Source organism: Mycobacterium sp. E3298 (assembly GCF_001666895.1).
GTDB lineage: Bacteria > Actinomycetota > Actinomycetes > Mycobacteriales > Mycobacteriaceae > Mycobacterium.
Window position 1 is genome coordinate 1 of sequence record NZ_LZJB01000225.1, and the last position, 11,928, is coordinate 11,928.

9 protein-coding genes and 2 pseudogenes are annotated in these 11,928 nt (G+C 68.2%); 8 read left to right on the forward strand and 3 right to left on the reverse strand.

The window, feature by feature from the left end; all coding sequences use genetic code 11:
- Nucleotides 1–170, reverse strand: a pseudogene (locus A9X05_RS30985) (lysophospholipid acyltransferase family protein); the annotation flags it as partial.
- A gap of 21 nt (nucleotides 171–191) precedes the next feature.
- Here A9X05_RS30985 and A9X05_RS30990 point away from each other — a divergent pair.
- Nucleotides 192–584 (forward strand): annotated as a pseudogene (locus tag A9X05_RS30990) (lysophospholipid acyltransferase family protein); the annotation flags it as partial.
- 15 nt (nucleotides 585–599) lie between these two features.
- Nucleotides 600–1,415 (forward strand): Cof-type HAD-IIB family hydrolase, encoded by an 816-nt coding sequence (locus A9X05_RS10365; protein ID WP_067760248.1) that lies wholly within the window; start codon nucleotides 600–602, stop codon nucleotides 1,413–1,415.
- A 16-nt stretch (nucleotides 1,416–1,431) separates the two neighbouring features.
- Here the strand turns inward: A9X05_RS10365 and A9X05_RS10370 are convergent, their stop codons facing one another.
- Both A9X05_RS10370 and A9X05_RS10375 read right to left on the reverse strand, forming a co-directional pair.
- Nucleotides 1,432–3,090 (reverse strand): LGFP repeat-containing protein, encoded by a 1,659-nt coding sequence (locus A9X05_RS10370; RefSeq protein ID WP_197499000.1) that lies wholly within the window; start codon nucleotides 3,088–3,090, stop codon nucleotides 1,432–1,434.
- Between the two features lie 131 nt (nucleotides 3,091–3,221).
- Nucleotides 3,222–4,316 (reverse strand): PirG, encoded by a 1,095-nt coding sequence (locus A9X05_RS10375; RefSeq protein WP_197499001.1) that lies wholly within the window; start codon nucleotides 4,314–4,316, stop codon nucleotides 3,222–3,224.
- A gap of 269 nt (nucleotides 4,317–4,585) precedes the next feature.
- On the opposite strand from A9X05_RS10375, the gene glf reads away from it, so the two are divergent.
- The 6 genes from glf to A9X05_RS10405 all read left to right on the forward strand — a co-directional run.
- Nucleotides 4,586–5,785 carry a UDP-galactopyranose mutase gene (gene glf, locus A9X05_RS10380; RefSeq protein ID WP_067781086.1) on the forward strand — a complete coding sequence of 400 codons (1,200 nt, stop codon included), beginning with the start codon at nucleotides 4,586–4,588 and terminating at the stop codon, nucleotides 5,783–5,785.
- Nucleotides 5,782–7,677, forward strand: a complete 1,896-nt coding sequence (locus A9X05_RS10385) for a glycosyltransferase (RefSeq protein WP_067760242.1) — start codon at nucleotides 5,782–5,784, stop codon at nucleotides 7,675–7,677. The genes glf and A9X05_RS10385 overlap by 4 nt, the downstream gene beginning before the upstream one ends.
- Complete coding sequence (locus tag A9X05_RS10390) at nucleotides 7,670–8,209, forward strand: phosphatase PAP2 family protein (protein WP_067760239.1); 540 nt, start codon at nucleotides 7,670–7,672, stop codon at nucleotides 8,207–8,209. Before A9X05_RS10385 ends, A9X05_RS10390 begins: the two co-directional genes overlap by 8 nt.
- A complete protein-coding gene (locus A9X05_RS10395) occupies nucleotides 8,202–9,110 on the forward strand; it encodes a decaprenyl-phosphate phosphoribosyltransferase (RefSeq protein ID WP_067760237.1) in 909 nt (302 codons plus the stop codon). Before A9X05_RS10390 ends, A9X05_RS10395 begins: the two co-directional genes overlap by 8 nt.
- Nucleotides 9,097–11,067, forward strand: coding sequence for a terminal beta-(1->2)-arabinofuranosyltransferase (gene aftB, locus A9X05_RS10400; protein WP_304442295.1), 1,971 nt, complete (start codon nucleotides 9,097–9,099; stop codon nucleotides 11,065–11,067). The genes A9X05_RS10395 and aftB overlap by 14 nt, the downstream gene beginning before the upstream one ends.
- A 329-nt stretch (nucleotides 11,068–11,396) precedes the next feature.
- A partial coding sequence (locus A9X05_RS10405) for an alpha/beta hydrolase-fold protein (RefSeq protein WP_197499002.1) occupies nucleotides 11,397–11,928 on the forward strand: 532 nt, incomplete at its 3' end.

The following is an 11,928-nucleotide window of genomic DNA, read 5'->3' on the forward strand; positions in this document are numbered from 1 at the left end:
GGCCAAATCCGATGGGCACCCCAGACGATCACCGGAACGATCGGCACCTGGGCGTCCAGCGCCATCCGGGCCGCACCGCTCTTGAACTCGCGCAGCTCGAAACTGCGGCTGATCGTGGCTTCGGGGTGCATCCCGATGAGCTCGCCCTGCCGCAGGCGCTGCGTGGCCAGCTCGAGCGCGCCGTTCCCGTTGGTGCGGCCCGGATGGCGCTGGACGCCCAGGTGCCGATCGTTCCGGTGATCGTCTGGGGTGCCCATCGGATTTGGCCCAAGGACCATCCAAAGAAGGTGTGGCGCAACAAGGTTCCGATCACCGTCGCCGCAGGCCGGCCGCTGCCGCCGCACGGCACGCCCGAACAGCTCAACGCGGCGCTGCGCCAGTCGATGAATGCGTTGCTGTATCAGGTACAGGAGGAATACCCCCACCCGGAGGGTGAATTCTGGGTCCCGAGGCGGCTCGGCGGCGCCGCGCCCACCCAGGACGATTCCCGGGCGATCCGCTTGTCGGAGTTGCAGGCGCGGATGCAGAAATACGGCACGGACGGCGTGACCCGACCCGGACAGGACCAGAGCGGAGTGCATTGACCAGATGACGTCAACGTGACCCAGCCGGCGCTAATAGCCTGCGACGTCGACGGCACCCTGTTCGACGACAACGAAACCATCACCCCGCGTACCCGCGATGCCGTGCGCGCCGCCGTCGATGCCGGCGCGACGTTCGTCGTGGCGACCGGCCGGCCGCCACGGTGGATACGCCCCGTCGTCGACGCGCTGGGCTTCGCGCCAATCGCGGTGTGCGCCAACGGCGCCGTCGTCTACGACCCCGCCACGGACCGGGTGGTCTCGACGCGGACGCTGCCCGTCGACACGCTGGCCGAGCTTGCGGAGCTGGCGACGCGCGTCATCCCGGGCGCGGGCCTGGCCGTCGAGCGAATCGGCGAACGCGCCCACGACACGGCGACCCCCCAGTTCATCAGCTCACCGGGCTACGAGCACGCGTGGCTGAACCCGGACAACACCGAGGTGTCGATCGAGGACCTGCTCAGTGCGCCCGCGATCAAGCTGCTCATCCGCCGAAGCGGGGCACGCAGCGCCGATATGGCCGCCGAGCTGGCCAAGCACGTCGGCATCGAGGGCGATATCACCTACTCCACCAACAACGGTCTCGTGGAGATCGTGCCGCTGGGCACCAGCAAGGCCACCGGCGTGGACGAGATCGCCAGGCCCCTGCAGATCGGCAGCGAGGAGGTACTGGCGTTCGGCGACATGCCCAACGACTTGCCCATGCTGCGCTGGGCGGGTCATGGCGTGGCGATGGGCAACGCCCATCCCGACGTGCTGGCCGCCGCCGACGAGGTCACCGCTGTCAACAACGACGACGGGGTGGGGCGGGTGCTCGAGCGCTGGTGGCTCTAGCGACTGCCGGGACCGGCTAGGTGGCAGACGGGTGCGCCGGTAACGAGAAGTGTTCGGGCGGCACGGTGGGGCCGCTCGGTGATTGCGTCGAGAGCGGCGTGATGATCCCCTCCGCGACCTCGGTGACGTTGCCGGTGAGCCGCTCGTAGTTCAGCGTTCCGTGTTGGAAATTCTGCGTAATCTGCAGCGGCTCTTGAAGTTCGGCGCTGGTCGGCAACCCGAGCGGTCCGCGTTCGTAGCTCAGCGACGCCCAGGCGTCGTAAATCGCGCCGGTGACCGGCTGGGCGCCGGTTTCCGGCGACCAATACATCGCGCCCCGGGCGAAGGTGACGTACCGCGCGTCACCCTCCGCGCTGTCCTCGGGGGACGTGGGCGCGCCCAGTACGCTGTTCATGCCGCCCATCGCCTGCCAGTGGTCGTAGATCGCGCCGCCCTGCAGGGCCTTGATCAGTTCCTCCGGCGGATCGTTGAAATGCGAAGCGACGTCGCGTACTTCGTCCATCAGCGCGTAGGCGGCGTTGCCCGGGCAATCGGTGTTGCCGACGTCGCGGTGCGTGAAGATCGTGGGCAGCGTCGCGACGGAACCGGCCGGGAAGGTGGTGTAGTGGCTACCCGCCGACTCCAGCGACACGGTGCCCTTGGGGTCGACGTTGTCCAGGCCCAGGCGCCAGCCCAGCAGCCGGCCCAGGGTGCGCAGCTGGATCGGCGTGGGGGGTACGTCGTCGAAGTTGCCGATCATCGCCACGCCCCAGGTGTTGCGGTTGAATCCGCCGGTGTGGAAGGCCTCGACCGCTTTGGTCAGCCCCCCGGCGCTGCCCTCGAACACCTGGCCGTACTTGTCGACCAGGGCGTTGTAGGCGATGTCGCACCAGCCCAAGGTCTTGCTGTGATAGGTGTAGATGGCCTTGACGATCCCGGCCGATTCCAGCGGCGAGTAGTCGTTGCTGCCCGCCGTGTGGTGTACGACGGCGGCACGAACGCCGTTGTCGTACTGCGGACTACCGCAACGCAGCGACTCGTCGGCACCCCATTCCGCCCGGCTGATGATGGCGGGGGCCTGGCCGGGCATCAGCACGCCCGAGGGTGGCGTCCACTGGGCTTTGGCCGGTGCTTGCGGCGGGGAGATGAGGATGGCGGAGATGTTCTGCCCGAAGGGTTGTTCCCGGGACGCCGGTTTGTAGCCCAGATCGGTCTCGCGGGGGGGCGCGGGTGATGGTCCCCCGCCGACGGGTGGGGCCCCCAGGGTCGGCGGCGCATCCATCGGACGCGTGACCGCGATCTCGACGGTGGTGGTGGTGCCGACGAACACCGGGTCGGTTCCGCGCGGCCCCTCGAGCGATCCGGCTGCCGTCGCCCCGTCGGGCGCCGCCGTCTCGTACTCGGTCTGGTACCAGGGCCCCCACGAACCGTCCGGCCGCCGCGCCCGCACCCTGGTCGAGGTGCCTGCCAGGTCGCCCGTGAGCGCGACGAGAGAGAACGGGGTGTCCTGGCTGATCTGGCGAACCGTGACACCGCCGCCCAACCCGACCAGCGGCTGTTCGGTCAGCTGGGTGTCGTGGGTCGGCGGCGGACTGGCAGTGCCGCGATCGCGCGTGGTGTCGGCCACCCAGGAGACGATGACGACGGTCGCCGCGATGGCGGTGAGCAATGTCGTCGGCCCACGACTAGGAGACACCAGCCGATGTTACTTGTGTTTCTAATGTTAATGATGAGACGACACGACCTGGGCGCGACGAAACTGCGCCAAATTCGACGGCACCGCAGAAGAATCTGCGGTGCCGTCTGGTTGGAGGGTTTCCTGAAGGTCTAGACGGGTGGCAGGACCGGTGCCGCGCCGGCGGCAGCCGGCAGGGCGCCCGCGGCGGCACCCGGCAGGGCGCCCGCGGCACCCGGGAGGGCGCCCGCGGCACCCGGCAGCGCACCGGCGGCGGCCGGCAGCGCACCGGCAGCGGCCGGCAAGGCACCGGCGGCACCCGGGAGGGCGCCCGCGGCACCCGGCAGCGCACCGGCGGCGCCCGGAAGCGCACCGGCTGCACCCGCCCCGCCGTGCAGACCCTGCGTGATCGCCGGCATGACCAGGCCCTTGAGCAGGTCGATCGCCTGACCGGCGCCGAGCTGGTTGGCGGCCTGCATCACGTCGTTGACCAGGCCACCGCCGCCGCTGCTGGAGCTTCCGCCGCCGCCGCCGAGGCCGGTGCCACCACCAATCGGTGAACCGTTACCGAAGGACGACGGGTCGCCCAGGATCGGGTAGGTACCGTCGGCGCCCGGGTCCAGGCTGGCCGGGGCCGTGATTGGCACCTCACCGGCAGCCGTCGGGCTCGTCAGCCCGGGCGTGACCCCGGCCGGGCTGGTCAGCCCGGGGTTGGACAGCGCGGGGTTGAGCCCCTCACCCGGGGTCGCCACTCCGGCGCCCGGGGTGGTCGGCAGCGCGCCGGGCGCGGTGAGACCCGGCGTCGCGGTCGGCGCCAGGCCCGGGCTGGTCAGAGCCGGGCTGGTCAAACTGGGGCTCGTCAAACCGGGGCTGGTCAGGCCGGGGCTGGTGAGGCCGGGGCTGGTCAGGCCCGGACTGGTCAGACCAGGGCTCGTGAGCCCTGGAGTCCCGAGGCCCGGAGTGCCCAGGCCGGGGCTGGCCAGGCCCGGAGTGCTGGTCGCGCCCCCGCTCAGCGCGGGCACCGGGGGCAGGTTGATCCCGAATTGCGACAGCCCCTGCGACAAGGCGCCCATCAGCTCGCCCGGCAGGTCGGTCATTACCGCCGCCTGCTTGAAGTCGTGGTGCTCGGCCGGTTTGTTGCCCGCCGTCGATTCGTAGACAAGGAAGTATGCGCAAGGACTCGCCACTGCCAGGGCGGCGACCGCGCTCATGGCTGTCGAAAGCTTGCGTCGGCGTCGGTTCGGCACGGAAGTCTCCTCAATCTGGACAACTCAATGTTCAACTGTGTTGTGTCAGTGCGGCCTTGCCGGTTTCTAGCCGCCGACAACCACACAGAGTCGATGGTACGAGTGAGAATGCTGTGACTAGAGTGGCGATATTGATTCGTGAGGTAATTGCGACCCGGACCGTGATCGCCGGGTTCGACAGTCCCGAATCGTCGCCACACGACCGATCGCGGACTCCCTGGCCTCGCCAAATGGGTTAGGCCGACGCCGTCGGATACCCTAAGCAACCGATGACCGCTCGCTTTGACCTCCTCGTCGTCGGCTCTGGATTCTTCGGCCTGACCATTGCCGAGCGCGTGGCTACCCAACTCGGGAAGCGCGTGCTCGTCGTGGAGCGCCGCCCGCACATCGGGGGGAACGCCTATTCGGAAGCCGAGCCGCAGACCGGTATCGAGGTCCACAAATACGGCGCCCACCTGTTCCACACCTCTAATAAGAGGGTCTGGGACTACGTGCGTCAGTTCACCGACTTCACCAACTACCAACACCGCGTGTTCGCCATGCACAACGGGCAGGCCTACCAATTCCCGATGGGTCTGGGCCTGGTGTCACAGTTCTTCGGCAGGTACTTCACCCCGGACGAAGCCCGCCGCCTGATCGCCGACCAGGCCGCCGAGATCAAGACCGAGGACGCGCAGAACCTCGAGGAGAAGGCGATCTCGCTGATCGGGCGCCCGCTGTACGAGGCGTTCGTCAAGGGCTACACCGCCAAGCAGTGGCAGACCGATCCCAAGGAATTGCCGGCCGCCAACATCACCCGGCTGCCCGTGCGCTACACCTTCGACAACCGATACTTCAGCGACACCTACGAGGGGCTGCCGGCCGACGGGTACACGGCGTGGCTGCAGAACATGGCCGCCGACGACCGCATCGAGGTCCGGCTGGACATCGACTGGTTCGACGTCCGCGACAAGTTGCGCGCGGACAGTCCCGATGCACCGGTCGTCTACACCGGCCCGCTGGACCGCTACTTCAACTACGCCGAAGGCCGGTTGGGCTGGCGCACCTTGGATTTCGAGCTCGAGGTGCTGACCGAGTGCGGCGACTTCCAAGGCACGCCGGTGATGAACTACAACGATCTCGAGATCCCCTACACCCGCATTCACGAGTTCCGCCACTTCCACCCCGAGCGTGACTATCCGACCGACAAGACGGTCATCATGCGGGAGTTCTCGAGGTTCGCCGAAGACGACGACGAGCCCTACTATCCGATCAACACCGAGGCCGACCGTGCGCTGCTGGCCGCCTACCGGGCGCGGGCGAAGGCCGAGACCGCGTCATCGAAGGTGCTGTTCGGTGGCCGGCTGGGGACCTACCAATACCTGGACATGCACATGGCGATCGCCAGCGCGCTCAACATGTACGACAACGTCCTCGCGCCACACCTGCGCGACGGCACAGCACTAGTGGAGGAAGGCGCGGGGGGATGACCGCTGTAAGCCTGCTTTCCAGAATCATCCTGCCGCGTCCGGGTGAGCCCCTCGACGTGCGCAAGCTGTATCTGGAGGAATCGACCACCAACGCGCGGCGTGCCCACGCGACCAGCCGAACCTCGCTCGAGATCGGCAAAGAGTCCGAAGTGTCGTTCGCCACGTACTTCAACGCGTTCCCGGCCAGTTACTGGCGCCGCTGGTCGATCTGCACGTCGGTGGTGTTGCGAGTCGAGCTCACCGGAACCGGGCGCGTCGACCTGTACCGCACCAAGGCCACCGGGGTACGAATCTCCGTGGAGGGCCGCCAATTCGTCGGCACCGACGATCAACCGGCCGTCGTCGAGATCGAGGTGCCGCTCAAGCCGTTCGAGGACGGCGGCTGGATCTGGTTCGACATCACCACCGACACCGCGGTGAACCTGGTGAGCGGTGGCTGGTATGCGACCGAGCCCGCGCCGGGCACGGCCAACGTCGCCGTCGGCATCCCGACGTTCAACCGGCCCGCCGACTGCGTCAACGCGCTGGCCGACCTGACCGCAGATCCGTTGGTGGACGCGGTGATCGGGGCGGTGATCGTCCCCGACCAGGGCACCCGAAAGGTGCGCGACCACCCGGACTTCCCCGCCGCGGCCGCGGGGCTGGGCAATCGGCTGTCCATCCACAACCAGCCCAACCTCGGCGGCTCGGGCGGTTACAGCCGGGTGATGTACGAGGCGCTGAAAAACACGGACTGCCAACAGATTCTGTTCATGGACGACGACATCCGCATCGAGCCCGACTCGATCCTGCGGGTGTTGGCCCTGCACCGCTTCGCCAAGACGCCGATGCTGATCGGCGGTCAGATGCTCAACCTGCAGGAGCCCTCGCACCTGCACATCATGGGCGAGGTCGTCAACCAGTCGAACTTCATGTGGACCGCCGCCCCGCACGCCGAGTACGACCACGACTTCGCCGAATATCCGTTGAACGACAAGAATGTTCGAAGCGCCCTGCTGCACCGGCGCATCGACGTCGACTTCAACGGCTGGTGGACGTGCATGATCCCCCGGCAGGTCGCCGAGGAACTGGGCCAGCCGCTACCGCTGTTCATCAAATGGGACGACGCCGAATACGGTCTGCGCGCCGGCGAGCACGGGTACCCGACCGTCACCTTGCCCGGCGCGGCGATCTGGCACATGGCCTGGAGTGACAAGGACGACGCCATCGACTGGCAGGCCTACTACCACCTGCGCAATCGCCTGGTGGTCGCCGCGATGCACTGGGACGGCGACATCACCGGACTGGTCCGCAGCCACCTGAAGGCAACGCTGAAACACCTTGCCTGCCTTGAATATTCGACGGTAGCGATCCAGAACCGGGCCATCGACGACTTCCTCGCGGGCCCGGAGCACATCTTCTCGATCCTGGAATCCGCCCTGCCCGAGGTGCATCGGTTGCGCAAGGAGTACCCGGACGCGGTGGTGCTGCCGGCCGCGAGCCAACTCCCGGCGCCGTCGCACAAGACCAAGGCGATGAAGCCGCCAGTGAACCCGCTGTCGATCGGTTACCGGCTGGCCCGCGGCATCCTGCACAACGCGACCAAGGCCGACCCCGAGGCCCACCGGCGCCCCGAATTCAACGTGCCGACCCAGGACGCCCGCTGGTTCCGGCTGTGCACGGTCGACGGCGTCACCGTGACGACGGCCGACGGGTGCGGCGTGGTCTACCGGCAACGCGACCGGCGCAAGATGTTCCAACTGCTGTTCGCCTCGCTGCGCCGGCAGCGCCTCCTGGCGAGCCGCTTCGACGAGATGCGCAAAACGTACCGGGACGCGCTGCCGGTGCTGTCCAGCAAGCAGAAATGGGAGATGGCGCTGCTGCCCGCGCACGCCGAGCGAGAGCATGGCTGAATCGGCCACCCCGCGCGGCGAGGTCGCCGCTCTGGTGGCCGTGCAAGCCGCGCTCGCCGACCGCCCCGGTGCGTTGACGACGGCGCGCGGCCTGTCCCATTTCGGCGAGCACAGCCTCGGCTGGCTGGCCGTGGCGGCGGTCGGCGCGCTGCTGGCGCCGAGGCGGCGTCGGGACTGGCTGGTCGCCGGCGCGGGCGCGTTCGCCGCGCACGCCGCCGCCGTGCTGGTCAAGCGGGTGGTGCGGCGCCAGCGGCCGCACGATCCGGCCGTCGTCGTGAACGTCGGCACCCCCAGCCGGCTGAGTTTCCCCTCGGCCCACGCCACCTCGACCACGGCCGCGGCCATCCTGATGGGCCGGATCACCGGCCTGCCGCTGCCCGCCCTCCTGGTTCCCCCGATGGCAGTGTCGCGGATGCTGCTCGGGGTGCACTATCCCAGCGACGTGGCCTGCGGCATCGTCCTCGGCGCCACTGTCGCGCGAATCACCGTTCGGCTAGAGGGCCGGGCGCGGAAGGTCTGGGCGAATGAGTGAGGACGTGGTGACCGGGCCCCCGGGCAACGTGGTGGTCGGGGTCGTCAAGGCGATCCGCCCGCGGCAGTGGGTGAAGAACGTCCTGGTGCTGGCGGCACCGGTGGCCGCGTTGGGCGGCCCGGTGCACTACAACTACGCCGACGTGCTGACCAAGGTCTCGGTGGCGTTCGTGGTGTTCTGCCTGGCGGCCTCGTCGATCTATCTGGTCAACGACGTGCGCGACGTCGACGCCGACCGCGAGCACCCCACCAAGAGATTCCGCCCGATCGCCGCGGGTGTGGTGCCCGAGTGGCTGGCGTACACCCTGGCGCTGGTTCTCGGGGCGGGCTCGCTGGGGCTCGCGTGGTGGCTGACGCCGGACCTGGCGGTCGTGATGGCCGTCTACCTCGGCATGCAGCTTGCCTATTGTTTCGGTCTGAAACACCAAGCGGTGATGGACATCTGCATCGTGTCGTCGGCGTACCTGCTGCGCGCCATAGCCGGTGGCGCCGCCACCGGCATCCCGCTGTCGCAATGGTTCTTGCTGACCGCGGCGTTCGCGTCGCTGTTCATGGTGGCGGGCAAGCGGTACGCCGAGCTGCAGGTCGCCGAGCGCACCGGCGCCGCGATCCGCAAGTCCCTGGAGAGCTACACCAGCACCTATCTGCGGTTCGTCTGGACGATGTCGGCCACCGCCGTGGTGCTCTGCTACGGGTTGTGGGCGTTCGAGCGCGACCGCCACTCGGGATCGTGGTTCGCGGTGTCCATGGTGCCGTTCACCATCGCGATCCTGCGCTACGCCGTCGACGTCGACGGCGGGCTGGCCGGCGAGCCCGAAGACATCGCGCTGCGCGACCGGGTGTTGCAGCTGCTTTTCCTCGCGTGGATCGCGACGCTTGGAGCCGCCGTTGCCTTCGGTTAGCCCCGAACTGCAGGCCCTCAAAGCGCGCATGATGCGCAGCCGGCCGGCCATCAGGCGGTTGGGCTGGCCGGTGTTCCCTTACACGACCCTGGTGCGGGTCACCCTGTGGATCAGCGTGACGGTGGTCTCCGTCCTGTTCGCCTGGGGTGCTTGGCAGCGGCGCTGGATCGCCGACGACGGGCTCATCGTGTTGCGCACGGTGCGCAACCTGCTCGCCGGCAACGGGCCGGTCTTCAACCAGGGTGAGCGGGTGGAGGCCAACACCTCCACGGCCTGGACCTACCTGATGTACGCCGGCAGTTGGGTGGGCGGGCCGATGCGGATGGAATACGTGGCGCTCGCGCTGGCCCTGACGCTCTCGGTGCTGGGCGTCGCCCTGCTCATGCTGGGAGCCGCCCGGTTGTACGCACCCAGCCTGCGCGGCCGCAGGGCCGTCATGCTGCCCGCCGGCGCGTTGGTCTACGTCGCGCTTCCGCCCGCACGTGACTTCGCCACCTCCGGTCTGGAGAGCGGGCTGACGCTGGCTTACCTCGGGCTGCTGTGGTGGATGATGGTCTGCTGGGGCCAGCCGGTGCGGAACCGCCCGGATCACAAACTCTTCATCGGTGCGCTGGCGTTCGTGGCCGGTTTCAGCGTCTTGGTCCGGCCCGACCTGGCCCTGATGGGCGGGTTGGCCCTGATCATGATGCTGATCGCGGCGCGGACCTGGGGGCGCCGGGTGCTGATCGTGCTGGCCGGTGGGCTGCTGCCCGTCGGCTACGAGATCTTCCGGATGGGCTACTACGGCCTGCTGGTGCCCGGGACCGCGCTGGCCAAGGACGCGGCGGGCGACAAGTGGTCCCAGGGCATGATCTACCTGTCGAACTTCGACGCGCCCTACGCGGTGTGGGTGCCGGTGGTGCTCCTCGTGCCGCTGGGGCTGCTGCTTCTCGCGGCGCGCCGCCGGCCGTCGTTTTTGCGGCCCGCCTTCGCCCCGAACTACGGGCGGGTGGCCAGGGCGGTTCAAAGCCCGCCCGCCGTCGTGGCTTTCGTTGTGGTGAGCGGCCTGCTGCAAGCGCTCTACTGGATCCGGCAGGGCGGCGACTTCATGCACGGGCGGGTGCTGTTGGCGCCGTTGTTCTGCTTGCTGGCCCCGGTCGCCGTGATCCCGCTGGCCATTCCGGATGGACAGGACTATTCGCGGGAGACGGGCTACTGGGTGGCCGGCGCGGCCGGCGCGCTCTGGCTGGGTGTGGCCGGTTGGTCGCTGTGGGCGGCGAATTCGCCGGGGATGGGCGACGACGCCACCCACGTCAGCTACTCCGGAATCGTCGACGAGCGGCGCTTCTACGCGCAGGCCACCGGGCACGCGCATCCGCTCACCGCCGCCGACTACCTGGGGTATCCCAGGATGGCGGCCATCCTGACGGCGCTCGACAACACTCCCGACGGGGCGTTACTGCTGCCGTCGGGAAATTACATCCAGTGGGACCTCGTGCCGATGGCGCAACCGGGGCCCGACAAGCAACCCCAAAAACCGCAGCACGCAGTGTTTTTCACCAACCTCGGCATGGTCGGCATGAATGTCGGGCTCGATGTCAGGGTGATCGACCAGATCGGACTGGCGAATCCGCTTGCGCAACACACGGAACGGTTGCAGCACGGCCGCATCGGGCACGACAAGAACCTCTTCCCGGACTGGGTGATCGCCGACGGTCCGTGGGTGAAGTTGTATCCCGGCATTCCGGGTTATCTGGACCAGCAGTGGGTCGCCGAGGCGGTGACCGCCCTCAAATGTCCCGAGACCGAGGCGGTGCTGAGTTCGGTGCGCGCCCCGATGACCCCGCACAGGTTCCTGTCGAACCTGCTGCATTCCTATGAATTCACCAAATACCGGATAGACCGTGTGCCGCGCTACGAGCTGGCCAGATGCGGGCTGCCGGTGCCCGAAGAGGCCCCGCCGCCACCTCGCGAGTAAGCCCAGGGCAGAAGAATTTTCGACCAATCTCAAAATTGTCTTCAAGCCGGCCCCGTGAAAAATTGCCAGCAACATCACATTTGGGCCGTTACCAGCTGGCAATAAGGCTCAAGCACATGCGAAAACCCGGATTCCGGGGCGGGCGTTTCGCCTGGAAAGCGCCGGGTAAAGCGGGCCCAGTGAGGCTTTCGGTGGCCGCCTCGATGCGACCGGGCGCCGGAAGGTGTGGTTGACTACACGAGCACTGCTGCGCGGAGATCGTATGCAGTACGACCCAAAACATGACGCGCCCGGTTGACGGGCGCGCCGAGAAGGATGAGGAAGCAAGGATGACGCTTGTCGACAGGTTTCGCGGCGCCGTGGCAGGTATGCCGCGGCGGCTCGTGGTGGCGGCCGCTGGCGCGGCGCTGCTCTCGGGCCTGATTGGCGCCGTGGGGGGCTCGGCGACCGCTGGTGCCTTCTCGCGCCCCGGTCTGCCGGTGGAATACCTGCAGGTTCCTTCCGCGGGGATGGGCCGCGATATCAAGGTTCAGTTCCAAAGCGGTGGGGCCAACTCGCCCGCGCTGTACCTGCTCGACGGTATGCGCGCGCAGGACGACTTCAACGGCTGGGACATCAACACCCCGGCGTTCGAGTGGTACAACCAGTCCGGAATCTCGGTCGTCATGCCCGTCGGTGGCCAGTCCAGCTTCTACTCCGACTGGTACAAGCCCGCCTGCGGCAAGGCCGGCTGCACCACCTACAAGTGGGAGACCTTCCTGACCAGCGAGCTGCCCGCGTACCTGTCGGCGCAGAAGCAGGTCAGGTCGACCAACAACGCCGCCGTCGGTCTGTCGATGGCCGGGTCGTCGGCGCTGATCC